This is a genomic window from Chitinophaga polysaccharea, assembly GCF_007829335.1.
Taxonomy (GTDB): Bacteria; Bacteroidota; Bacteroidia; order Chitinophagales; family Chitinophagaceae; genus Chitinophaga; species Chitinophaga polysaccharea_B.
Genome location: NZ_VIWO01000005.1, coordinates 131144 through 155254 on the forward strand (window position 1 = coordinate 131144; position 24111 = coordinate 155254).

Annotated in this window: 20 protein-coding genes; 4 read left to right on the forward strand and 16 right to left on the reverse strand. The window is 48.2% G+C overall.

Annotated features, from left to right (window positions below; genetic code table 11):
• Nucleotides 1-15 precede the first annotated feature (15 nt).
• Together FHW36_RS17490 and FHW36_RS17495 are read right to left on the reverse strand one after the other, a co-directional pair.
• Nucleotides 16-1170 (reverse strand): efflux RND transporter periplasmic adaptor subunit, encoded by a 1155-nt coding sequence (locus tag FHW36_RS17490; RefSeq protein ID WP_145670866.1) that lies wholly within the window; start codon nt 1168-1170, stop codon nt 16-18.
• A gap of 33 nt (nt 1171-1203) precedes the next feature.
• A complete protein-coding gene (locus tag FHW36_RS17495) occupies nt 1204-2550 on the reverse strand; it encodes a TolC family protein (RefSeq protein WP_145670867.1) in 1347 nt (448 codons plus the stop codon).
• A 166-nt stretch (nt 2551-2716) separates the two neighbouring features.
• Between FHW36_RS17495 and FHW36_RS17500 the strand changes: the two genes are divergently transcribed.
• Both FHW36_RS17500 and FHW36_RS17505 read left to right on the forward strand, forming a co-directional pair.
• Nucleotides 2717-3424, forward strand: a complete 708-nt coding sequence (locus tag FHW36_RS17500) for a TMEM175 family protein (RefSeq protein ID WP_186452499.1) — start codon at nt 2717-2719, stop codon at nt 3422-3424.
• An 11-nt stretch (nt 3425-3435) separates the two neighbouring features.
• A complete protein-coding gene (locus FHW36_RS17505; RefSeq protein ID WP_145670869.1) occupies nt 3436-4464 on the forward strand; it encodes a hypothetical protein in 1029 nt (342 codons plus the stop codon).
• A gap of 43 nt (nt 4465-4507) precedes the next feature.
• Here FHW36_RS17505 and FHW36_RS17510 read toward each other — a convergent pair whose 3' ends face one another.
• Both FHW36_RS17510 and idi read right to left on the reverse strand, forming a co-directional pair.
• Nucleotides 4508-5482, reverse strand: a complete 975-nt coding sequence (locus FHW36_RS17510; RefSeq protein ID WP_145670870.1) for a terpene synthase family protein — start codon at nt 5480-5482, stop codon at nt 4508-4510.
• A 199-nt stretch (nt 5483-5681) separates the two neighbouring features.
• Nucleotides 5682-6209 carry an isopentenyl-diphosphate Delta-isomerase gene (idi, locus tag FHW36_RS17515; protein ID WP_145670871.1) on the reverse strand — a complete coding sequence of 176 codons (528 nt, stop codon included), beginning with the start codon at nt 6207-6209 and terminating at the stop codon, nt 5682-5684.
• A gap of 178 nt (nt 6210-6387) precedes the next feature.
• On the opposite strand from idi, the gene FHW36_RS17520 reads away from it, so the two are divergent.
• Entirely contained in the window at nt 6388-6861 is a 474-nt protein-coding gene (locus tag FHW36_RS17520) for a GAF domain-containing protein (protein ID WP_145670872.1), read from the forward strand.
• Between the two features lie 37 nt (nt 6862-6898).
• Complete coding sequence (locus FHW36_RS17525) at nt 6899-7639, forward strand: tyrosine-protein phosphatase (protein ID WP_145670873.1); 741 nt, start codon at nt 6899-6901, stop codon at nt 7637-7639.
• Here FHW36_RS17525 and FHW36_RS17530 read toward each other — a convergent pair.
• The 12 genes from FHW36_RS17530 to FHW36_RS17585 form a co-directional block, all read right to left on the reverse strand.
• The gene (locus FHW36_RS17530) at nt 7629-9206 is read right to left on the reverse strand and encodes a T9SS type B sorting domain-containing protein (RefSeq protein ID WP_145670874.1); all 1578 of its coding nucleotides are present in this window, start codon (nt 9204-9206) and stop codon (nt 7629-7631) included. The genes FHW36_RS17525 and FHW36_RS17530 overlap by 11 nt on opposite strands.
• 95 nt (nt 9207-9301) lie before the next feature.
• A complete protein-coding gene (locus FHW36_RS17535; protein ID WP_145670875.1) occupies nt 9302-10474 on the reverse strand; it encodes a DegT/DnrJ/EryC1/StrS family aminotransferase in 1173 nt (390 codons plus the stop codon).
• An 18-nt stretch (nt 10475-10492) separates the two neighbouring features.
• Complete coding sequence (locus FHW36_RS17540) at nt 10493-11074, reverse strand: acetyltransferase (RefSeq protein ID WP_145670876.1); 582 nt, start codon at nt 11072-11074, stop codon at nt 10493-10495.
• A gap of 19 nt (nt 11075-11093) precedes the next feature.
• On the reverse strand, nt 11094-11705 hold the full coding sequence (locus tag FHW36_RS17545; RefSeq protein ID WP_145670877.1) for a sugar transferase: 612 nt from the start codon (nt 11703-11705) through the stop codon (nt 11094-11096).
• Nucleotides 11680-12957: a glycosyltransferase family 4 protein gene (locus tag FHW36_RS17550; protein ID WP_145670878.1), complete on the reverse strand. Its 1278-nt coding sequence runs from the start codon at nt 12955-12957 to the stop codon at nt 11680-11682. The genes FHW36_RS17545 and FHW36_RS17550 overlap by 26 nt, the downstream gene beginning before the upstream one ends.
• Nucleotides 12958-12963: 6 nt before the next feature.
• The gene (locus FHW36_RS17555) at nt 12964-14856 is read right to left on the reverse strand and encodes an alginate lyase family protein (RefSeq protein WP_145670879.1); all 1893 of its coding nucleotides are present in this window, start codon (nt 14854-14856) and stop codon (nt 12964-12966) included.
• Complete coding sequence (wecB, locus tag FHW36_RS17560; protein WP_145670880.1) at nt 14853-15971, reverse strand: non-hydrolyzing UDP-N-acetylglucosamine 2-epimerase; 1119 nt, start codon at nt 15969-15971, stop codon at nt 14853-14855. Before wecB ends, FHW36_RS17555 begins: the two co-directional genes overlap by 4 nt.
• 85 nt (nt 15972-16056) lie before the next feature.
• Complete coding sequence (locus FHW36_RS17565; protein ID WP_145670881.1) at nt 16057-18234, reverse strand: bi-domain-containing oxidoreductase; 2178 nt, start codon at nt 18232-18234, stop codon at nt 16057-16059.
• A 12-nt stretch (nt 18235-18246) separates the two neighbouring features.
• The gene (locus tag FHW36_RS17570; protein ID WP_145670882.1) at nt 18247-19617 is read right to left on the reverse strand and encodes a phenylacetate--CoA ligase family protein; all 1371 of its coding nucleotides are present in this window, start codon (nt 19615-19617) and stop codon (nt 18247-18249) included.
• A 4-nt stretch (nt 19618-19621) separates the two neighbouring features.
• The gene (locus FHW36_RS17575; RefSeq protein WP_145670883.1) at nt 19622-20584 is read right to left on the reverse strand and encodes a glycosyltransferase family protein; all 963 of its coding nucleotides are present in this window, start codon (nt 20582-20584) and stop codon (nt 19622-19624) included.
• Between the two features lie 12 nt (nt 20585-20596).
• Nucleotides 20597-22729, reverse strand: a complete 2133-nt coding sequence (locus tag FHW36_RS17580) for a glycoside hydrolase domain-containing protein (RefSeq protein WP_145670884.1) — start codon at nt 22727-22729, stop codon at nt 20597-20599.
• 6 nt (nt 22730-22735) lie between these two features.
• Entirely contained in the window at nt 22736-24109 is a 1374-nt protein-coding gene (locus tag FHW36_RS17585) for a hypothetical protein (RefSeq protein WP_145670885.1), read from the reverse strand.
• Nucleotides 24110-24111: the final 2 nt, after the last annotated feature.

The following is a 24111-nucleotide window of genomic DNA, read 5'->3' on the forward strand; positions in this document are numbered from 1 at the left end:
GAGAGTGATTTAGGATTAATGTTTACCAGCCCCGGGAGCTGCGCCAGGTGCGGTGCCGGGTCCGGCAATATTCACGGTGTCTCCGGGTTTTACCCGTTGCAACCCTTCCACTACTATCCTATCGCCGGCATTTAACCCGTTGGTGACCAGCAGCATGGTATCGGTAACCGGTCCGGGTATAATATCCCTTGCGGTGACCACATTATCTTTGCTGAGCGTATACACGCTGGTTTCAGAAAGATTCTGGATAATCGCTTTCGCAGGAATAGCCAGCTGGGTATCTGGTGTGCCATACTGCATCACAGCAACGATGCTCATGCCTGATTTCAGCATACCATCGCTATTCTGGAATACGAGCCGTACCCGGACAGTACCGGTTTGAGGATCTACAATATTATTGATGGCCTGTATTTTTCCTTCTTCCCCATAGCGGGTACCGTCGCCAAACTGGATATAGAATTTATGGTCGCCCTGTCCTTTCTGCATCCGCTGGAATTCCGGCAGGCGGGCCTGTGGAATATCCATATCGGCAAACATGGGGTGTTCGTTGACGATGGTGTTGATGAGTGTTTGGCCGGCGTTGACGATATCGCCGACTTTAATTTGTGCGATGCCTATTTTCCCGCTCACCGGCGCTTTTACCACCGCATGGCTCACGTCTGTACCGGCTTTTGCCACGGCTGCTTTGGCAGCTGTGAGATTGGCTTTGGCGGTGAGCATGGCCGTATTGGCCTGGTCTACCGTTTGTTTGGAGATGGCATCATGCTCCAGCAGGGATTTATATCTCTCATAATCCCTGGTTTTCTGCGCCAGGTCTGCTTCGGCCTGTTCCTGGGAAGCAGCTACCTGGCCATAGGCGGCGCTATAACGGCTTCTGTCAATATCATACAGAGACTGGCCCTTAGTTACGCTACTACCGTCTGGTACACGGATCGCTTCCAGGTAGCCGGTAACGTCGGGGCGAAGGGATACTACGTCGTGGGCCACCAGGGTGGCGGGAAATTTTTCGGCGACAGTATAGGAAGCAGGCGTTACTTCCACGGCTACTACCGTAGGTTTCATCTTCCCCATCATAGCAGCCTGCTGTTGTTGCTTTTTGCTGTTACCACAGGCCACACAGAGCATCATTCCTGCCACATAAAATGTCCGCTTGTAATTGACTGGATACATATGAGAAATTAATTGCGAATTACGAATAATAGCTTATTTGATCTTGCCCATGGCTTTGTCCAGGTCTGTTTTACTGGTCAGGGTATTCAGCAGTGCCTGCACATAATTCACCTGCGCCTGTTTGAGGTCATTTTCTGCTGAGGTAACATCCAGACTGGTAGCCACTCCCTGTTCAAATTTTAATACGATACGATCGTATATGCCCTGGGTTAAGTCCATATTGGTTTTCTGTGTTACATATCTTGCTTTGTTATTCTGGTACTGGGTATTGGCATTGGCCACATCCAGCTGTATCTGGTCCCCGATGTACCGGAGCGTATTTCTCGACTTCTCCAGGGTAATCCTGTTTTCCTGGATCTGGTGGTATCTTTCTGTTCCCGCAAAAATGGGCCATTTCAGGGTAAGTCCCAGCGCAGAGGCGCCGTAGCCGGTTTTATAGAGGTCGCCAAACTTGGTGGAGAAATAGTTAAACCCATAATTCACATAGGCGTTCAGTTGAGGAAGGATACCCAGCTTTTTACTTTTCAGGCTCAGCTCATCCAGGGCTATCTGGGTGGTTTGTATGCTGTATTCAATACGGTCCTGCACCTGGTAATCCACCGTATCTGCAATAAAAACGTCTGCATTGAGATCCTGTACCGTTTCGGTGAGGGTCAATTTATTGTCCTGTGGCATGCCCATCTGGAATTTCAATAACTGCATCGCATATACGAGATCCCGTATCTGGGTTTCAATATCTGTGACTACATTATTATAGGACACCTGGATACGGTCTACATCTACCCTTTCTGCCACACCCACATCATACCTGGCTTTAGTATCTGAGAGTGTTTTGGAAAGCTGGGTCATATTAGACTTTGCCAGCCGGATATTTTCTTCTGCCGCGAGAGCGGCGTAATAGGCTTTGGTAATGGCTACCCGGGTATCTATTTCTGTACGTTTGAGGGTCTTTTTAGAGAGATCCCCATACACCCGGGAAGCTTTAAGGCCCAGGAAGTAATCGCTGTTGAATATCACCTGGTCTACCTGTCCTGTGGCGGCAGATGCCCATTTGGTGCCAAATTGCACCGGTATTTTTTTGTCATAGTTTCCATTAGCTATATCGGGAATTAAGGAGGTCTGGAGTTTGAGGTTGTCGGTGAGACTACCGTTCACGTTCACATGGGGTAAAAATTTCCCGGTATACTCCTTAATTTGTTCCTGGGAGAAGTTTACATCCAGCCGGGCATTTACCACATCGTTCTGATGTGCGAGGCCGTATTGTATGCAATTGGCCAGGTTAAAGTCATAATTACCAGACCGTGAAGTATCCACCTGCCCGTAAGCGATAGTTGTTTGGGTCCATAAAAGAAGGGTGAATAGAATATAACGACAATGCATACTTATTACTTTGAAAGTATATGATGATTGATAGATACTTAACAATAAACATGTGAAAAAGTTGTGCGGGGATAAAAGGGATTATCCGGGCAGGTGGAAAGCACGATTACAGGCTGCTAAAAGCTATTTTCGTATCTTTCGGAAAAGTATATTGTTAACTATGTCTATGTCTGTTATCAAAGAACCCAAACCTTTACATCGTGTGTTTGAGCTGGAGCGACTTATTCTTTTCTGTGATATGGTGTTTGCCGTTGCTGTTGCGTTGCTGGTCATCGAAATCAAACTGCCCGTTCTTCCGGTTAAAATGCCTGTCGATCGTGACTATTGGGAATTAATGCGGCCTGCTGCCTATGAATTATTGGCTTTTGCAGTAAGTTTTATATTTATTGGTAATTTTTGGGTGCGGCACCTGCAATTATGCCGGTTGCTCCAAAATTACAACGAAGGATTGATACACCGGCATCTTTTCTTTTTGTTTTTTATTGTGTTATTTCCGTTTTCTACCTCCGCGCTCCTGCATACCAGCAGTCATTTTATGCTGCCATTCTTTATTTACCTGTGTAACCTCACGGGATGCCTGGCGGCGTTGTTCTGGATCAGTTACTTTATTTTCCAGAAAAACCCGGATTTAGCTATGGAGGGACATCATACAGAGAAAACATTGCTATACCAGCGCTTAAAATACGGGTTTCTTACCATGGCAACGGGTTTCACGGTGATTGCCATGACCTATTTCCTGTACCCCGACAATACGGCGTACCAACGTATCAGTTATATTGCCATTCCGGCGCTGGCTTTGTTTAACCATTTCCGGTTAAAGATAAAAAAACGTAATACGCTTCGGTTGGTACATAAAACAGGACCACACAGCTGAAAACATTGCCTATGTTAACACTAGATAAGCGGGAAGCCCAGGTACTGCAGCGGGCCATCCATCAATGGGAGCAGGAACAGTTGCTCACCCCCGAGCAGGTAGGCCGGTTGCAACAAAGTTATAAGGTGGTGAATACCGATTGGCAGACGCTCACCCTGTATATTTTTATTGCCGCCGTATCCTGTGCACTGATGGCCTTTGGGTCGCTGGTATTGGACGAGAAATGGATAGAGATTATCCGGAAGAAATTTTCGATGACGGATGGGGTCATCGCCCTGCTGTTTGGTGCAGGCAGTATCTTCCTTTGTTACGAAGGCTGGCGGCGTAACCGACACCAGCCGTTGTTCTCCTTTAACCGGGAGCTTTTCTGGCTCCTCCCTGTACTCAGTATAGGCGTGAGCGTGGTATACCTGGGAAAGAGCCTGCAATACCTGGATGGCAATTATGGGGTTTTCTGGTTGCTGGCTACCGTTTGTTATGGCGTACTGGGCATTGCCCTGCGTTCACGGCTGATGTGGATTGCTACGTTGTTGTGCCTGGTGCCGGCTTATGTAAAGCTCACCTACTACCTGACCGGCGATGCGGCTTTTTTCCTGGGTATGAACCTGCCCTGCCGCATGGCTTTACTGGGCGTTTTGCTGATAGGAATGGCGTGGGGATTGCGTCAACTCAAGGTATATCCCCCTATCAAAAACATCAGCTGGACCGGCGGATGGTTGTTGTTCATCATTTCCGGTTGGTTGATTTCCATCTTTGGCAACTGCGGCACCTGGGAAGAATGGCAACAGCTACGGCAGATCCACCTGTTGCAGTGGGTGATTGTGTACAGTCTTCAATGTGTGGGCATGATATGGCTGGGTATCCGCGTAAAAGATGATTTGTTGCGTGACCTGGGCGTGACCTTTCTCCTCTTAGATCTATATACCCGTTATTTCGAATATCTCTGGGACCACACCAATAAGGGACTATTCTTTGGTATCCTGGCGCTTTCTTTCTGGTGGGTGGGGCGGCTGATCGAAAAGCGCATGAAGCGTAATTAAAATAGCCCCCGGATATTTTGTAAAAATGCCGGGGGCCGTTGACTTATGCAGCGACGATTGCTTGCTGTTCCAGTCCATACCTGCCGGTATCCTTCACACTCCAGTCGAAATTGCCCACCATCCACGAGCGCAGGACGGCTACATACCGGAGCAATTCATAATCTGTTTCATCTCCTTTCAGGGGCAGCAGTTTTTCCAGGGCCACGAATATGGCTACTTCTTCATTGTGCATACGAGCGGCCTGGTCAACAGCTTCCTGCAGGGAAATCTGCCGCTGGTGTTGCAGTACCAGCACGAGATTGTGTACATCGCCCTGCCGGGATTCCTTGGTGCAGGAGAAAAGGTCGTTCGACCAACAAACGACGTTATTGCAGGCCTGGATCATGCGTTGCAACAGGGCTTGTTCCACTACCGGGCGGGGGAGATAGATTTTTTCGATGATTTCTATTGCTTCAATATCCGCCAGGAGTGCGCCGGTATAGGGACGCATGTGGATGTAATCATCCACGGAAGGTACCCTGCCTGCTTCCCGGTTTTCCGCTTCCCAGATGCAGGACATAAAGTAATCCTGCATACTGCGGATAAAGCGCATACGCCAGGCGGGCGAGCTGATGGCGCGCATACGGTCCCATATGCTGCTAAGGCCGGCGGCCAGTGGTCCGCCACTAGCCAGGGTAACTGTCTGGTTGGTTTGCAGGATATCCATCAGGCCGGCCATCACGCTTTTCAGGTAGTCGGCTTTGCGGCCAACGGCTGCCTCATCGCATTGATCATCTAAAATAAAGAGCCAGGTGTTGAAATCAGCGATAATGCATAATTCATGCAGCGCCGCATCGGGGAAGGCTCTTCCCGCCAGCCATGCGAAACGCGCTTTCTCAAAGCGTTTCAGGGCCGTGGCCGAAGTAATAAGTCCGTGGGTTTGTACCCAGCTGGTAATGTGTTGCTGGGCTTCATTTACATGGTGGTTTACGCCCGAAGTAAAGGGATAACTGATTGCTGGCATTTGAATGGTTGTCATGAGAGTTGCGTTTAAATAGTGAATTAATAGAGGGTTGAAAACGACATAGGGACAGCCATATGGGTATATGGCATAATATTGTTGTGACAGGCACGCAAAGGCAGGCCACGTAAAGCAGCAAAAGCAGGTAGGTGCGGTAATTTTATTTCCTTAAAACAATCCGGTTAACAGTAAATTGGCATAGCTAAATAAAATTTTATCAAACACTCGGGATCTTCATATGTTCCAATACCATAGGCAGTGCCTTATGGAACCAGGTAGTAAAGGTGTTCGGCTCGTTCTTTATTAATTCCAGGATCTGACCTGTGGGCAGGTAACGGTAGTCACATACTTCGGCAGCGTTGGGAGATATGTTGCCATTATAAACGCCCAGCAATACGTGATCAAATTCGTGTTCGGTTAATCCATTATCAAATTCCGATTTATACGTAAAAGCGAAGATTTCATGCAATTCGCAATCGAAGCCCATCTCCTCCTGTAAACGGCGGTGCGCTGCAGCGGCGGTGGTTTCACCGGGAAACTGGTGACTGCAGCAGGCGTTGGTCCATAATCCTGCAGAATGGTACTTTTCCAGCGCCCTGCGCTGCAATAGCAGTTCTCCTGCATCATTTATAATAAATACAGAAAAAGCACGATGCAACACCCCTTTCTGGTGCGCTTCCATCTTCTCCATAGTACCGATAGCCTCATCTTTTTCGTTCACTAAAATTACGTCCGATGATTTCATAGTATTAACAAAGATATTTTAATTAAGCTTTTGGCAGACGGAAAATAGGATGAACTGGCAAAAAACAATGCTTCATACAAATTTTACTGGTTGAATGGTTAACAATAAATACTTTAACGGTTATTCAGCTAATATAATATAAAATTTCCGGATTTTTGCGCTATTAACAGCAACGATTATGGCAGAAGACTTACATGTTGTACAGGGAAACAAAGAAGAACAATACCGCTCCCTGATCCCGCAAATCAAGGGATTACTCGACGGGGAACCTGACCTGGTGGCCAACCTGGCCAATGTAGCAGCAGCTTTGAAAGAGCAGTTCGGCTGGTTTTGGGTAGGTTTTTATCTCGTTAAAGGAGAAGAATTAGTACTAGGCCCCTTCCAGGGACCGATAGCGTGTACTCGTATCCGTAAGAACAAAGGCGTATGTGGCACCAGCTGGGCGCAAGCTACCACCCTGATTGTGCCTGATGTGGAAGCCTTCCCGGGACATATTGCCTGCAGCAGCTTATCCAAATCAGAAATCGTAGTACCACTGATCCGCAACAACGAAGTAAAAGCAGTATTGGACGTAGATAGCGAATCCTTATCTTATTTTGATGAAACAGATCAGCGATACCTCGAAGAAATTGTGGCACTGATTGTGATATAAGAGAGCGAAAAATTACTTCATCGCTTTAAAGACAAGTATGCTTTTTTTCCGAAAACGAAATACCGATCCGATAGTGCCTGCACAGCTGCTGGCATTTATGGGGACAGATATACATTCACATCTCATTCCGGGTATTGATGACGGAGTGCCGGATGTGGCTACAGCAATGGAGTTTATAGAACATTTACAACATATGGGGATTCAGAAAATTGTGACCACCCCACATATTATGATGGACCGTTATCCCAACTCCGCTGCTACCATTGCGGCACCCTACCAGGACGTAGTGGAAGCGCTGGCCCGGAAAAACAATATGATTTCCTTTCATTATGCAGCAGAGTACTATATGGATGAGGAGTTTGAAACACTGCTCCAACGGCCCCTGCTGACGCTGTCTGGCAATAAAGTACTGGTAGAAATTTCTTTCATCTCCCCTCCTTTGCAGCTGGCACAGTGGTTATTTGATATACAGGCCGCCGGGTATCAGCCGGTACTCGCGCATCCGGAAAGATATGCCTATTATCATGCTGACATCGCAAAATACGAGCAACTGAAAAAACAAGGCTGCCTGCTTCAGCTTAACCTGCTGTCGCTGACCGGGTATTATGGCAAGCATGTGCAACAAGCGGCGGAAAAGCTGATGGCAGCCGGTTTACCTGATCTTATTGGTACGGATCTGCACCATGAGAAACATCTTCATGCCATTGCCGGCATCGCTAAAAATAACAAGCTACGGAAGTTACTGGATACTTATCCTTTCGGAAACGCTACCTTATAAGCGTTACTGTTCCGGTTTGTTTACGTGCCTGCTGCTTACTATCGGTATACAATAACATCCATACATAACTTCCTCCCGGTAACGGATTACCTTTTAATGTGCCGTCCCACACCCCTTCCGGATCATTGGTGCTAAACACTGTCTGGCCCCATCGGCTGTATACCTCCAACCGGTAATCATGTACATCGTCGTGTACCTTTGCACGAAACAGGTCATTTAACCCGTCGCCATTGGGCGTAAATGCAGTGGGTACAAACACGGCACATTCGCGGTTATTGCGGATAATGTCTGCCTGCCCATCTGTTTCACAATCATGTGCGTCTTTGATCCTGAAATGGAAATTGCCGGCATCCAATCCCGACCAGCTGCTATCCGGCTGCCAAAGCCCGTTATCGAGGCTGTAGGTATAGGGAAGCGTACCACCGGTAACATCCAGCGATATCTTCCCGTCGAAGGTGGTAGCACAACTGATATCTTTCTTGCGTACTCCTGCAATCGCCAGCGCGGCAGGTTCCACTACGGCAATATTGTCAATCTGTTCCGCGCAGTTTTCTTCATCTTTTATCCGGATGCTGTAATTACCGGGAGATAGTTTTTCGAAAGAAGCGGTGTAGGTGCCGGTGGTGCTACCATTGATATAATAGCGGTAAGGTGGCGTACCACCTGTGGTTTCCAGTGCAATGGTATTGTTGTTCTGGCCATAACAGCGGGAGGGTGTTACCGTGATCTTGCTTTTCACCTCCCAGCCTATAATGGTAAAGTGCTGGGTAACGCTCACGCCATTGGGATGTGTTACCGTGACGTCGTAATCGCCGGGCTCCAAACCGGTGATATGCGAAGTGGTTTCACCTGCACGGCTCCAGCGGATAGTACAGGTGGCAGATACGCCTGTGATAATAACGCTGGCCTCCCCGGTATGTTCCCCTTTACAGGTATTTTTCAGCGACAGCGCGAGCTGAGGTGTTTCCAGCAAGGCAGCCGACAGGTTGTCCATCAGCACAGCAGAACCATATATACTTTTGTCACAGGGAATCGTGGCATCCGCCATAAAGATGATAAACTTATAACTACGGGAGGGATGGAAAGTAAAGGAGTATCGCTTCCAGTTAGTATGTGTAAATGCGCCTGAGCTCCATAATCTTTCTGCTGTATCAGTGGGGGAACTACCGCCATATACTGTCAGATTACCATAACAGGTAAGCGAAGAATATTTGATGGCATAAGCCAGGTCTAGCGCTATTGTATAGGTTTTGCCGCCGATCAGCGATACCTCCTGGCTGATGGCCTCCAGGTAGGTAGGACCACTGTGCATGCCTACGTAGGTGGCGCCGTTGGAAGGCGGTAGACTAATATCGAATGTACCCGGTTGCGTATCCGGTGTTTTTGTTGGTTTCCAGTAATCGGGGACATTATTCTGCCCCGGAGTTCCTTCCAGGGAAGGATTTTTCAGTAAAATATCCTGTGCGATAACGGGATGCAAGGCACTTATGATACAAAACAATACTGCTGTAAGGTGTTTACATACACCGGACAAAGCATCGGAATATTTCAGCAGCAGTGGTGTCATCGTTGTTCGGGTTTATAGGGTGGGATAACGGGAGAAGGTTACACCTATTTTATTTTCTTATTGGAACTAAAACAAGTGTAACCTCTTGTATCCATTTAGTCTTGTGACTGATACGTACGGGAAGCATTTACTTTTGCTGCTGTAAACAATCCCCTGATTGCATCCGTAACACGCCACAGATCGGCCGGAGTAAGATTGGACCCACTTGGCAGACATAGGCCGTTATCAAACAGCTTTTCAGAAACGCCGTTTACATAGGCCGGCATTTTTTCAAAAACGGGTTGCATATGCATGGGTTTCCAGAGTGGTCTTGATTCAATATTTTCTCTCTCCAACGCCAGGCGTATGGTTTCACGGGTAACACCGTTGCTCTGCGCCGGGTTTACCAGGATAGTGGAGAGCCAGCGATTGCTAAAGAAACCTACGGGCTCTGATACAAAAGTAACGCCTGGCAAATCGGATAACTGCGCCACGTAATGCCGGTAGTTTGCCCTGCGCTGCGCCACCCTTTCTTCCAGCACCAGCATCTGTCCACGGCCAATACCAGCGCAAACATTGCTCATACGGTAGTTGTAGCCAATATGGCTATGCTGATAGTGCGGAGCGGCATCGCGTGCCTGGGTGGCCAGGAAGCGGGAATGACTGATCAGCGCTTCTTCGTTACTTATCAGTGCACCTCCTCCACTGGTAGTAATGATTTTATTGCCATTGAAACTGAGAATACCCAGTTTACCGATGCTGCCACAGGCTTGTTCCCGGTACCAGGAACCCAGGGCTTCCGCCGCATCTTCAATAACGGGAATCTCGTAACGGTTGGCGATCGCCATAATCTCATTCATTTGTGCCGGCATGCCGTACAAATGAACCGGTATAATTGCCTTGGGCTTTTTGCCATTTTCGATGCGATCTATTACCGCCTGTTCCAGCAATACAGGATCCATATTCCAGGTAGACGTTTCACTGTCTACAAAAACGGGCGTGGCGCCCAGGTAGGCTATTGGATTGGCGGAAGCAGAGAAGGTCATGCTCTGGCAGATCACTTCGTCACCCGGCCCTACCCCCACTGCGATCAATGCCAGGTGCAGGGCTGCTGTACCTGACGACAATGCCGCCACATGAGCAGCACCGGTGTAAGTTGACAAATCTCTTTCAAAGCCATCCACATGAGGTCCTAATGGCGCAATCCAGTTAGTATCAAATGCGTCTTTTATGAATTCTAACTCCTTTGTTCCCATATGTGGGGAGGATAACCATATTTTCTTATTCATCATGGTAATTTTTTAAGTTTATCTTTTACGTGCAGGGTTTCCTACTGCTACGCTATGATCTGGAATGTCTTTAGTAACAACGGCGCCTGCGCCGATAACGGCCCATTTGCCAATAGTAATACCGGGAATTACCACGGCGCCTGCACCGACGTGGGCACCCTCTCCTACTTTTACATTGCCACATAGTGCGGCGTTAGGAGAAATATGCACAAAATCTTCCAGCACGCAATCGTGGTCAACCGAAGCGTTGGTATTAATAATGCAGTGCCTTCCAATCAGCACATCCGCGTTGACAGTAGCACCTGCCATCACCACTGTTCCTTCAGCAATCATTGCAGACGGAGAGATATTCGCTCTTTCATGCAGTGCAGTACCAAAAGGAACAGCTAGTTGCTCCGCGATATTTTTCCGGACAGCATTTTTTCCAATGGCTATAATGATCGCTGCAACGGGCATTTCAGGCGAATAAGTTATCACCGGGTATTGCCAAACCTGCTTTATATCAGGATTGCCGTCAAATAACGCCTCCACAGGAATCTTCCTGGATTGCAGTATTTCGATAATCACTTTTGCATGCCCACCGGCGCCAAATAAATACATACCTTATTATTTAATGCTGTCATCCATTTCCCATAAAACGCTCCATGGTAGCAACGCCTGCCGCATTGATCCCTTCCGACTTCACCACTTTCTGTATCGTCATCCGGATTATCTTCAGGTCCAGGGCAACACTGATATTGTTTACGTACCATACGTCATAGGCAAACTTCTGTTCCCAGCTGATGGCGTTACGGCCATTCACCTGCGCCCAGCCGGTAATACCGGGCCGTACTTCATGACGGCGATGCTGCGTATCGTTGTACAACGGGAGATAATCTACCAGTAAAGGACGGGGACCGACCAGGCTCATATCTCCTTTTAATACATTGATCAGCTGGGGAATTTCATCCAGCGATGTTTTCCTGACGAATTTCCCCACTGGTGTCAGTCTCACTTCATCCGGCAGTAACCGGCCATTTGCATCCTTCCGGTCGTTCATCGTTTTGAACTTAATGACGCGGAATATCCGTCCATTTTTTCCCGGGCGGGGCTGCAAAAAGAAGGGACGGCCATTGTTAGCAATGGCCAATAGCAGTACCAGTACCAACATCACGGGCGACAATATCACCAATGCCACCAGTGCTGCCGTAATATCCATCAGCGGTTTAAACAGGTTCCTGTACCAGTGCATTGTTTGTTTTTATTTCTTTAATGATCTTTTTCCTGATGAAATCCAGGTAGCGGGATGCCAACACCTGGCGGTCGAAATTCTGCTTCGCGTAACGGAAGCCGCTGTCGCCTTCGGTTTGCAGGCGCTGCGGATCTTGCAGGTACTCCCGGATAATGGTGTTATACGCCGCTGTATTTTCAGGCTCCACGTAACAACCTGCTCCTGCTGTTTCCACCAGCTCCCTCGACACACCGTCGATCGCCATGAGGATAGGCTTACGGCAAGCCATATAGTCGAATGTTTTATTGGAGTACACCGTTTTAAAGGTGTCTACTTTCTTCAATATAGAAGCGCCCATTTCAGAAGCCAGGATATACTTAAATACATCTGCCTTGGGAACAGCATCCAGGAAGCGCACATTCTTCACACCTTTTTCTCCTGCGAGCTGCTGTAACCGGGGTTTTTCCATTCCCTGCCCTATCAGCAGGAACAATACGGGCGTATCTTCCAGCGCTTTGCCCGCATCCAGCACCTGCTCCAGGTGGTTGGCCACGCCATGCGCGCCTACATAAGTGATCACAAATTTGTCGCTCAACTGATGCTCACGACGGAAGCTATCCCGGTCGAATGATTCCAGCAGGTGATCCGACAGGGAGAAATCTGCCGCATTGGGAATGAAGATGAGTTTTTGCTCCGGTACGTTCTTTTTGTCGCGCAGGGTATTATAAAATGCCGGCGTCAATACATTGATCATGGCTGCCTTACGATAAATAAAATCTTCTACCCAATAAGCCAGTTTGATCACGAATTTGTTCTTCAACACCCCAGTATCGATGGCCGACTCCGGCCAGAGATCGCGTACTTCAAATACCAATGGCATCCGTTTCAGCCTGGACAACAGGTATCCTGAAAAGCCTACGAATAAAGGCGGAGAGGTAACTACCACTACGTCAAACTTACCTTTTACCTTAAAGAGGCCTGCCCAGAGGGAAGAGAACATGAAAGAGAAATATCCCCACAGCCTGCCGAGAAAATTGGCATTGTAAGATTCCGACACATGGCAGCGCCACACGGTGACGGCGCCCTGTTGCTTCTTCACAAAGTATTTCCCTTTGTACTCTTCTCTTTTAGCGGAGCCGTTGTAGTGCATCATGCCGCCTAGCACCGTTACTTCGGCGCCTTGCTCAGTCCAGGATTTGGTAATCTCATTCCATCGGGAACCTCCGGGATCATCTTCTTCCAAAAAGTATTGATGTACTAATAAAATTTTCATGGATAATTATATTATGATCTCAGTAATAATAGTATCGGCAGTGGTCGTAAAAACGATACTGCTGTTTGCTTCTTTTACCCCATACAGAGATGAATACATGCCCGGCTCATAAGTGGGCTGCAAAATGGCGCCACTGTTGTCTTCCGACCTGGTATTCAATTTCTCCGGCGTACAGGTGTGCCACAACTGTTGCATAGACAGGTGGCCAGGTTTATGTTGGATATGGTCTTTTATGATCCACTCCGCCGCATTCTTCTTCTTCCGCACCTGGCGGATATGAACAATGTCGGCGCCTACCTGCTGAAAGCCGCTGATAGCGCCTTCCCAGATATATTCATCCGGTGTTTCGTATAATCTTGCCCGTGAGCACTGCGTCCAGTTATACCAGATAAAACGGGGTCCTTTCAGCATCTGGTCGTAATGACCCAGCATCACGGTGTTGTGTGAGGCGGTGCCCATGAAATAACGCAAAGTGGCTTCATCGGTATTATACTTATAGCTGCCTGCATCCATCAGCAGGTTTTCGCCTTTATGCCAGATATCGAGGTGCAGGTTATCCGCCTGGGACGGCCTGTCTTTGTGATTGCCACAACGGAGGAAGGTCAGCGTTTCCGTCTCTCTACAAACAAAATACCCTCCCTCCGGGAATGAATACAGTACTTTGTCTTTTTCCAACACCGTGTCGTTGCCAATCACTGGTTGTAAGCCGTACCAGTAAAGGTCTTCGTTGGTTTCCGGGAACCCGCCATCCATTTGCAGCAGCACTGCCAACGCCTCCAACTGCGGGCGATAATCGCGGTAGTGCTGATCGTTGAGGCGGAAGAATAAGGCCCCGTCATTGGCGCCATAGTTCGGCAGCCAGCCGTTGCTATCGTTCATGCATACCCGGAGGAAACGCAATGATTTAACTGCTTTTTCTTTCACATGCCGCGCAAAGGATTCACCGTTGAGCTCCGACAACCGCAATGCCCAGGTAAACAACTGGATCACCACGCGGTGGTAGTTCATGGAAAACTGTAAAAAGGTGCCATCATCGTACACCTGGTAAGCAATTTCTTCTTCAAACCATTTCTTACCCTGCTCTTTCCAAGTGGCAGCACCGGGCAGGGAAGGGAACAACAGTCCGCCGAGATATAACGCCAGCGTTTCCGTGATAGCATGATTATTACGTACGGCGATACGGGAAAAATTGATGTTATGAAATACATGGTGCAGCTGCCAGTAAATAGCATACTGTACCTGGTCAAAAATTTCTTCCGTCAATGCCGGAGCATGCCGATAGAAGTACAAAGCAAACGTCCAGTTGAGTACCCTCAGGCTGATCTCCTGGCTGCATTTGTAGTGCGGGCCGCTGTTTACCTTGTTAGCGCTGATCCAGGAAAGGATGTCGTTAAACACCAGTGTGGCATTATCCTTTTCAAAGTGGTGGTCATATCGGATAATGTCATACAGGTAGGCAAAACGCGCTTTTTCCCACACATATTTGATATCCCCTGCCTCCAGTGAATAGTCGTTTACTTCGGTCCAGTGCTGTTCTCCATCATATAAAAATCCCGAATCGGGATTTTTCATCCAGGAAAAATCTTTCCCGAGTGATAAAGAAGCGCCATTGAAGAAAGTGAGCTTTCCTTCTTTGATTTGTTTAAACCGCGCGGCCAGCGCCGGTGTTGGCTTCCGCGCGGCAGTTACTTCTTCCCGGCTTTGGAAGAAAAACACCACTGGCTGTTGCTTCCACTCATCCAATGACAAGTAATGCTGAAACGCAGGCGCCTGGGGGAAACGCTTTTTAAGGCGCCCGGTCCTGCGGTTCAACTCATGAACTGAACGGAATGCCACATACCGCCAACCCATGTTCCGCACTACTTTCAGTCCATTTATTACTGTGTTCAAGCTACTCATACTACTGCTGTCTCCTGCTGTTTTACAGCAAATATTTTTGTCAGGTGTTCTACAATTCTTTCTGAGGTTTTGCCATCCCATAGGGCGGGGACAGCTCCTTTCTTCCATTGCCCCGCAAATAATTTCTGCATAGCGGGCGCCAGTGCTTTGGGATCTGTGCCTAGTAATTCGTTGGTGCCGGTGATGCAGGTTTCAGGACGCTCGGTAGAATCCCGCAGCGTCATGCAGGGTACACCCATGACGGTGGTTTCTTCTGTAATGCCACCCGAGTCGGTGATTACCGCTTTTGCATTTTCTACCAGGTAGTTAAATTCCAGGTAACCCAGCGGTTCTACCAGGTGTAAGTGGGGATGCGCTACCGCAATTTTTTCCAGGTTTTTGGCCGTACGTGGGTGTACCGGGAAAATGACCGGCAATTGCTGGCTATTGTTCATAATTTCATTGATCAGCAGCGCCAGGTTATCTTCCTCATCCACGTTCGCGGGGCGATGGAGGGTCATTACCAGGTATTGTTGCGGTTGCAGGCCGGCCTTTTCCCAAATGGGCGGCGGCGTAAAACGACTCCGTTGTTTCAGGAGGGTATCAATCATGGTATTGCCTACAAAAAGAATCTGTTCTGCGGTTTTCCCTTCCTTTTGCAGGTTGGTATTGGCAATAACAGAGGTGGTAAAGAAATAGTCGGTGATGGCATCCGTTACCAGGCGGTTAATTTCTTCGGGCATGGTAATATCACCGGAACGGATACCGGCTTCCACATGTGCTACCTTGATCTTCATTTTCTTGGCCACAATGGCGCAGGCCAATGTGGAAGTTACATCTCCTACCACCAGCAACAAATCGCAGGGATGCGCCGTCAGTTCCTTTTCAAAGCGGACCATGATATTGGCTGTTTGTTCCGCTTGCGTACCACCGCCTGATTCCAGGTTAGCATCCGGCTCAGGTATTCCCAGCTGTTCAAAAAATGACTGACTCATGTTTTTGTCGTAATGCTGGCCGGTATGCACCAGTCTATAACTGATGTTGTACCCGTCCTGGCGCTTTTCCTGGACGGCGGCAATAATAGGAGCTATTTTCATGAAATTAGGGCGCGCCCCCGCGATGATGGTTAACTTCATATCGATATGGTTTTTAAATATGATTAATGGTTTTTCGGCTATGGCTATTGCTACATGGTTCTTCAGATATATACTACAGACGAATCTATACAACTGCTAAGGGCCGCTCTTCTGCTTTCTCCGAACGGGTTTTGGCGGTAGCACCTATGGGTGCTACTGCTACCCAGCCACCTTGCTTCAAGCTATCAATTGCGGCGAAGCTGGCCAGAGTAGTATTGATGATTTCGTCAAAAGGAATGAGTGCGGCGCCGCCATTTTTGATGCGTTCCGTCAACAGCCCGAACTGGGCCTTGTGTCCTTTATCAATGCCTGTCTTCAATTTGGTGAACCCTTTAAACCCGTATCCTTCGGTAACCCGGTAGTTGTCGATGACCGCTGTCCGTTCCTGTGAATACACTTCTATCCTTTCCTTTGCGTATGTTTTGGATCCATTGGAGAAATAGTTGATTACGCCGGTGGAACCGTTTTCATATTGCAGTAAGATGGAGGCGTTGTCTGTATTTTCCGCCGGGTTAGTACCCATGGCATTCATGCAAACGGCCTTCACTTTACTACCGGTCAGGTAAGTGATCAGGTCTATAAAGTGGCAGGCTTCCCCGATGATACGGCCGCCGCCTACTTTCATGTCATGCACCCAAACGTTGGCCGGGATAGCGCCGGCATTCATCGTGGCAATGATATTCATGGGCGTGTTGCCTACCAGTTGCTTTACTTTCTGTACATGCGGCGAAAAACGGCGGTTAAATCCTACGGTGAGTGTAACCGATCCGTTGTACGCCGCCACAATTCGCTCCAGCTCTTCCCGGTTGAGCGCCAGCGGTTTTTCTACGAATACGTGTTTGCCGGCTTGCAGGGCTTTTGTTACCATACCCGCATGTGCGTTATGACGAGTGGTGATTAACACAACGTCGGTATCCGCATCGCGTAGCAGCTCCTGGTAATCGGTGGTGCTGTAGGCGATCTTATGTTTTTTTGCGAGGGCAGTACCAGTAACGCCGCCAGCGCTGGCAATGTATTTAATGTTGGCGCCTACTTTTTCCAGGGCAGGCAGCATGGTCATCTTGGTAAAATTGCCCGCTCCCACGATGCCAAAAACACCTTTCGAGCCTTTGAAGGAGGCACCGGGAATTACCTGTACTACCCGCTCTGCCGTGGCCTGTTCGGGATATACCAGGATGGAGGCAATGGCATTGCTATGTCCTATATCTCCGTATATTTTCTGGTATTCTGCCAATGGCACCCGTTCTGTGATCAAAGAAGCTACATCCAGCTTCCGGGCGCTGATGGCCTGGAGTATGGCTTCGAAATTTCTTTTCTCTGTCCATCTCACAAAGGGCAATGGATAATCCTGGCCACGTTGCTCGTAATTTTCGTCATAACGGCCAGGCCCATACGAACACGATACCTGGAAGGTGAGCTCTTTTTCATAAAACTCTGCCCGGCTAATGTTGAGTCCGATTACACCTACCAGCACAATCCTCCCGCGCTTACGACTCATCTGGGCAGCCTGGGAAATGATATCATCTGTTTTGGCAGAGGCGGTGATAATAACGCCGTCGGTCCCAATACCGCCAGTAAGGTCCATCACGGCTTTTACCACGTCTGTTCCTTCCCGGGGATTAATGCCGATGATACCTTTTTCACGCGCCAATGCTATTTTCTTTGCATCAAGATCTACGCCTATGACCCGGCAACCATTGGCTGCCAGCAAGCCTGCTGTCATCAAACCGATGAGGCCCAGCCCTACCACCACCACTGTTTCACCGAGAGTAGGATTGCATAACCGGATACCTTGCAGACCGATAGAGCCAATCACGGTAAACGCCGCTTCTTCATCAGATACATTATCGGGGATGGCTGCCACCAGGTTTTGCGGTACGCATACAAACTCCGCATGTTGGCCATTGGAGGCCACACGGTCGCCTATTTTAAAGTCATGTACCTCTTCTCCTACTGCGATCACTTTTCCCACATTACAATATCCTAACGGGAGCGGTTGCCCCAGTTTATTAAAAACAGCTTCCAGGGTAGGCATCAAACCTTCCGTTTTCACTTTATCCAATACCTGCTTTACCTTATCGGGTTGCTGCCGTGCTTTCTGGATCAGGTTGGCTTTCCCGAACTCCACGAGCATGCGCTCTGTTCCCAGCGACACCAGGCTACGGGTAGTTTGGATCAGCACACAGCCCCGGCTGATACCTGGCGCAGGTACATCCTCCAATATGGTTTCTCCTGTTTTGAAAGACTGGATCAATTGTTTCATTGCTTCAATAGTTTATTTGTTTGTTATTTCAGCATGGTTCACCAACAGGTTTACCTTTCCTGAAACGGTTTTAATAGGACGATCAATTAACTTAAACTCAAATCGTATATCCACATTACTGCTATCAAATAATTTTTCCGGGTGTTGTAATTCGGAGATGCTGTCAGACAGTACATACAGGATAGTGGCTTCTCCCGGCTGCCGTTGCGCAATCTGGAGGTGTGAGCACATATCAAATAACCGGTGGTGACGTCCAAAAATGAGCCCTGTCAAAGGAATCCTTTTGTTTTTTGCATCCAGTACAAATTCGCCAGCCCTGCCCCCCGCGATGGAAAATGACTGCAATACGCCATGGTGTAACTTTGCATCATTGATTTCATCGTAGGTATCATACCTGATTAAGGGAGAAGCCATATTGTAGAAGCCTGTACCCACCAGGTTTTGTGTACCGTTGTTAGCTTTATTATCTAACGCTTCCGTATATCCGTAAGTCTGGAAAGGCGTATATACAAACTTCTCCGTTTCGTAGGCCAATACGCATCTTTCTGTATGCCCGTACCAGGAAATAGTAGATATACCAAATACCTTCTCCAGCGTATCTCTGAATAAGGGCATCGGGTATTCTGAACTCAGGAAAGCCCCTTTCAGGTTCTTTTTCAGGAGCCCGATCAATTCATGGTCATGATCCCGGCAATACAAACTGAATTCATACAGCGCACTGGGGTAACCATGCAGGTACTCAATCCGCTGCCTTTTCAGAATTTTCTTCAGCTCTGCCGCGCACAGCTTCAGGTCTTCATAAATATTTACGCCGTAGCTATGACGCAGGGCATCATATTCCACGCAGTTCTTCTTAAACTCACTTCTGCCCGCAAAGGTCAGCTTCAGGCTGCTCGGCTTATATCCTAGCCGTTCCCAGATACGGTGCATATGCGCCCACTCGTTGGCAATCATTTTCGATGATACATAAAACGAAAGCGGGTTGCCGGAAGATCCGCCGGTATTGGCGATGTACTTATCTTTTATATCAGCCGTTCTTTCTTCCACCGCGTATCGCTTCAGTATTTCCTTGTTGATCACGGGCACCCGTTGTATGTCGTCAAAAGATTGTACCTCCTTCGGAGAAAATCCTTTTTCGCCGTAGTAGGATTTATAAAACGGTACCTGTTCGTAAGCATAGTTTAATATGTGACGAAAGCGCTGCAATATAAATGCCCGCTGTCCTTCTATATCCAATGCCTCATAGCTCGCAATATCTGACCGCCTGCGCTGGTATACGTTTCCCACGCCGGGTCTGCTTTCAAAGGGAATGAGCGACAACGCCTTCCCGATCAAAGGACTATTTATATTCAGATTCTTTTTAACAAAAACGATTAAACTCATACAGCTAATTGATTACTTCCTGGTACAGCTCCAATAACTCGGCGGCTGCATTCTTTAATTGAACTCCTGGTATATTATTATCTCCTTTTTTCAGTTGGCGGATCGCCTGCTCTATGGCTTGCTCGTTGAGCGGTACCAGCTGCACGCCGGCAGGGCGGTTTACCACATCTGTTGCCAGCACCTGCTTTTTCAGGTACAGCGCTTCTTTCACCGACAAAGAATCACCATCTGTAGTAGTGATCCGTAAAAACACATCCGACATTTTCAGCACTTCAAAAAAACTATGCGGCTGGTCAATGAGGATGATATTGTCCGACAGCGGCTCTCCTGTTTCGGCAAAATACCGTTGATAGCTGCCCGACGGATCGGAAATGATCAGACACCCTTCCGGCCATGCTTTAAATATTTTCACCAACAACGACACCTGGTAGATTTCACGCCCCTGCTTATCCCTCGACACGCTGGACGCATTGGTAGCGCAAACCAGGCGGGTGTGTTGTTGTAATACTGCTTCCTTTACAGCCACCGGCAGCACTTCTTCCTGTCCTGGTGGAATAAATGCCGGGATAAACCGGGTACGTTTATTCATCTTGCTGCCCAGGTCCATACTTTTCTGGTTTAGCACAATGGGCTGATACGCCAGGCGGAACGACCAGCTATCTGCCAGGTTCTTCATGGCGTTATATTGCCCTACATTTCCATGGTAAGTAAATACCACTTTCTTTCCCAGCAGGGTACTGACTGTTACCAGCGCACATCTCAGCAAGGGATTGGATACATGGAAATGAACAAACCGGTGCCGCCAGATACTTTTCAGCGTATCGGCAGGTTTGGCTCTCCTGATATCTGAAAACGTATAGTCGTATCCATTACCATCCAGGAACTGCCGGAGCCGCTTGATGTGCATCGTGATTCCGCCAATGGGAGGCGGCATGGTAGCCAATATCAATAGTGCCGGTTTCCTCATCTTTTATTCGTCTTAATTTTCCAGTGCTTTAATCATTTTATTCCTGGCATCCTCCGCCGCGGCGGCTTGTCCTTCGTTGGACAGCACATTGCGGCATAAGTCCATCGCTGCCTGCTGCCCTGCTTTCCGGGCGTAGGCCGATAGCAGCATATAATCTTCCACGCCTGCTTTAAAAGCTTCCCATCTTCTGCTGGACAATACCTTATTGCTATCATCGTAGATCACCGCAAAATCGGCCGACTTACCATCAAAATCATCCCATACCGAGGTGGCGTTGGCTTCATGCCCTACATCCGCATATTGCCAGAAGCCGATCCCGGTAATGCCCGATGCATATGCTTTCCAGGCCATTAACCGGTAATAGCTGTAGGGAGATAAAGACTTGGTAGGTTTCTTAATATCGTATAGCCAGTTTTTGCCACGAGGTGCATAGTTTTGCTGCTTCTCCCGGAGAATATTAGGACTGCAAAACAGCTGGCAGATATCCAGGTTGTTGCCAATAGACTTTAAAGTGCCGGCATTGGAAATAGTGGCAAAAATGCGGGCGTCTTTCCGGGCAGATTTAATCCAGTCGGCAAACTGCTGGAAAGTATTGAGCTGTGCAGGTTTCACTTCATCAAACGGGTACAGGTATACGTTATTTGCGGATATACCGGCGCTCACAATAGCTTTCATCAACGCATCGTACCAGGTAAGGAAGGATTGCTTCCAGGCATCAGACAGGAAACCGGATTTCGCATTCACGGAAAAATCAAGGTAAAGCAATACCTTATCAAATCCTTTTATGTACTGGAGGTAAGCCTGTAGTTTCTGGTTACTGGCCACCGGTACATTGGGCAGCAATATGCCAGGCGGAATCACAAAAGTATTTACATAGTGATTCAGTAAATCCTGCCGTGCGCTGGCTTCCCGGCCCTGGAGCAGGGGATCGCTGAAATAGGCCCATACATTTACATCGGGGCGAAGGTTCATATAGCCCGACAAAGAGGCATTACCGGCATTAACAGTCAGCTCGCTGCTGGCTGTATGGCGCGGGTCCTTTATGCTCAGTATTACCTTGCTATTCCCCGCGCTTTTAGCCAGGGTTTTCATTAAGATAAGGCGGTTTTCCCGCGGCGCCAGTTCAATCGAAGCGCCGCTTTGCAGTTCCATCAGGGCATCGGGGATCACTTTAAAATCGCGGCTCTTCACCGGTTTGGCCCAATACACATTTACGCCCAGGTCGGCGGCGCTGCTGGTATACGACAACGTAACAGTGGCGTTTTGATTACCGGGGTTAGCAATCAGCCATCCACTGTAGGACGACAGTCCCTTAAATGTTTCCACCGGAACAGGGCTGTTTACCGCCTGCAAGTCGGGCGAAAACGGGGATGCCAGCGGTACCAGGGTAACGCCCGACTGGCCGGAAGTGGTGGCCGACATTACCGACAGCGGTGCGCTTTTGGCTACCGCTGCACTGCTTGCCTCATTTGAAAAACGCTTGCCAATAGCCGCATCCCGGCAGGTTTTAATAAAGCCGGGGAGATCGTTGTCACTCACGGTTTTATAGGTGCTTGCTTTACCTGCATTATCTTTACCCGCTATAATTTGTATTTCATCTGTAAAAAAGTAGCTACCATTGGGAATGGCGAGTACCCGCACATATTTGCCGTTAGCCTGAAGTCCCTTCAATGACAGCGGGATAATTTTATAATATTCATCTTTGGCGCCAGACTGCTCTGTCATATCGCCCAGGAACTGCCATTGCTGCTGATCATTACTGATAAATACCAACACGCTGAGTGGCATACTCACTTCCGCTTTCTGCCCGGTAACCGTATTCAGGTTAACGCGGGATACCGGCACTGGTTTATCAAAAGAGAAGTCGATGGTCACCTGCTTCACATTCTGCCACCCCAGCGCCGCAGGATCCTTCCAAAAGGAAAGTACGCTGGCGTACCTGCCGTCTGTCAGCATTTCTTTCTGGCTCTTGTCTTTCGTTAATGTATAGTTGGGCGCCGGCGTAACAGCAATCGCCGCCTTATCTGCAATATTCTGAGAAAACGTGTCTGCACAGGAAGTCATGAGGCAGCCCGCGATGATGATAAACATCTTCGCGTATCGGGTATTGCCGGAGCATACTATGTTAAACAATTTGCGCATCATCGTTCTTTATTTTATTAAGGCGTAGGCAAAAATCAGGGTGAAATAAAACAACAATCCCCGGGCAACGAGTTGCTTTCTCTTTGCTTTAGCCAGTGATAAAATTCCCCCTGAAAACATGACAAAGACCACGGGGTATACCGACATAATTCTTCGTGTATCCGCATTTGCGCTGGCCCCCAGGATTAAGAGGATGGCAATCGCAAATAAAATATTCAATTCTTTAAACTGGAAGAACGGGTTCCTCGGCTTTACCAGGCTCGTATAAATAATCACTACCCATACCACAAACCAGAATACCGCGGCCACCGACCAGGGTATAAAAAAGAGATTCTCCTCCCATACCGAGTAGAATGGGAATGGCAGCGTTTGGGAAAACAAGCCCACCGCAATATGTCTCACCCCAAAAGGCAGGCGAAGCAACATGCTGCCAAAAGAGCCCAACCCTGCGCTGGAGGACGAAAAATCACGGTAGCTATCGCTCGTGTTCTGTATCGTATTGAGCCCTTCCTGTAGCACCGCAATCTGCGTCAGCGCAGGCAATGCCAGCATAATCAGGATAGGAATCTTAAATTTATTGGCGGTTACATTATTCTTGTCTGTTACCAGCAAATAGATGTAAGCAAACAGGAAAGACACGGAGAAATAACCGTGCTCGGGCCGGAAGAAAAAAATGACCACAGTAAGCAAAAGGCCGTAAAAGATACCAGCAAACCCTTTCCGGAAAATGATCAACAGGAAATAAAGCCCAAAGAACAAACCTATATGCACATCCCGCAGATAAATGGCAGAATAAAAGAAATTATAGGAAAGGAAGCCGTATATAACGGTCATCCGCACACTGTATTCGTCTGTGATATAGTTGGCCAGCAGGTTATAGAGGATGACCAGTATAGCGCTGGAACAGGCCACAATCTGTAGTTTCTGTAGCAGCAAAGAGTTAATATCGATGCTTTTTGCAATGAATGCCACCACGGTAGAGAAATAGGCAAATCCTTTCCAGTCATTTGCGAAAAAGTCGTTCCGGTAGTAAGTCCCGATTTCGCCGATGCTGCCTGCGCCTGATACTTTGTCGACGTACGTATAGAAGGTCACCGAATCCTTTGCATAGAAGATATCCTTGAATGGGTCCTGTACAAAGAGCTCGTTGGTAATCATCATATAAGTACCATACACCAGGAAAAAAGACAGGAAGATCGTGTAGGACGACTGTCGCTTCACGGCGTCTTTGGCCATCAGGTGAATACAGCCCATGCCAAACAGCACCAGCAATACGTTAAACAGGAAAGTAGCCAGGCTAACGGATACGATGCCGGCTACTCCTGCAAAAACGAAGTTCAGCAAGCATAAAATATTAATATGGGCGCTTCGGTTCCTCATCATCC

Bases quoted from the DNA above. Each gene is read 5' to 3' on its own strand.
- wecB (WP_145670880.1), bottom strand. From the start codon at position 15,971: ATGAAGTTAACCATCATCGCGGGGGCGCGCCCTAATTTCATGAAAATA.
- FHW36_RS17495 (WP_145670867.1), bottom strand. From the start codon at position 2,550: ATGCATTGTCGTTATATTCTATTCACCCTTCTTTTATGGACCCAAACA.
- FHW36_RS17505 (WP_145670869.1), top strand. From the start codon at position 3,436: ATGTTAACACTAGATAAGCGGGAAGCCCAGGTACTGCAGCGGGCCATC.
- FHW36_RS17545 (WP_145670877.1), bottom strand. From the start codon at position 11,705: ATGCACTGGTACAGGAACCTGTTTAAACCGCTGATGGATATTACGGCA.
- FHW36_RS17520 (WP_145670872.1), top strand. From the start codon at position 6,388: ATGGCAGAAGACTTACATGTTGTACAGGGAAACAAAGAAGAACAATAC.
- FHW36_RS17585 (WP_145670885.1), bottom strand. From the start codon at position 24,109: ATGATGAGGAACCGAAGCGCCCATATTAATATTTTATGCTTGCTGAAC.
- FHW36_RS17565 (WP_145670881.1), bottom strand. From the start codon at position 18,234: ATGAAACAATTGATCCAGTCTTTCAAAACAGGAGAAACCATATTGGAG.
- FHW36_RS17540 (WP_145670876.1), bottom strand. From the start codon at position 11,074: ATGTATTTATTTGGCGCCGGTGGGCATGCAAAAGTGATTATCGAAATA.
- FHW36_RS17530 (WP_145670874.1), bottom strand. From the start codon at position 9,206: ATGACACCACTGCTGCTGAAATATTCCGATGCTTTGTCCGGTGTATGT.
- FHW36_RS17555 (WP_145670879.1), bottom strand. From the start codon at position 14,856: ATGAGTAGCTTGAACACAGTAATAAATGGACTGAAAGTAGTGCGGAAC.
- FHW36_RS17535 (WP_145670875.1), bottom strand. From the start codon at position 10,474: ATGAATAAGAAAATATGGTTATCCTCCCCACATATGGGAACAAAGGAG.
- FHW36_RS17490 (WP_145670866.1), bottom strand. From the start codon at position 1,170: ATGTATCCAGTCAATTACAAGCGGACATTTTATGTGGCAGGAATGATG.
- FHW36_RS17570 (WP_145670882.1), bottom strand. From the start codon at position 19,617: ATGAGTTTAATCGTTTTTGTTAAAAAGAATCTGAATATAAATAGTCCT.
- FHW36_RS17575 (WP_145670883.1), bottom strand. From the start codon at position 20,584: ATGAGGAAACCGGCACTATTGATATTGGCTACCATGCCGCCTCCCATT.
- FHW36_RS17525 (WP_145670873.1), top strand. From the start codon at position 6,899: ATGCTTTTTTTCCGAAAACGAAATACCGATCCGATAGTGCCTGCACAG.
- FHW36_RS17550 (WP_145670878.1), bottom strand. From the start codon at position 12,957: ATGAAAATTTTATTAGTACATCAATACTTTTTGGAAGAAGATGATCCC.
- idi (WP_145670871.1), bottom strand. From the start codon at position 6,209: ATGAAATCATCGGACGTAATTTTAGTGAACGAAAAAGATGAGGCTATC.
- FHW36_RS17510 (WP_145670870.1), bottom strand. From the start codon at position 5,482: ATGACAACCATTCAAATGCCAGCAATCAGTTATCCCTTTACTTCGGGC.
- FHW36_RS17580 (WP_145670884.1), bottom strand. From the start codon at position 22,729: ATGATGCGCAAATTGTTTAACATAGTATGCTCCGGCAATACCCGATAC.
- FHW36_RS17500 (WP_186452499.1), top strand. From the start codon at position 2,717: ATGTCTGTTATCAAAGAACCCAAACCTTTACATCGTGTGTTTGAGCTG.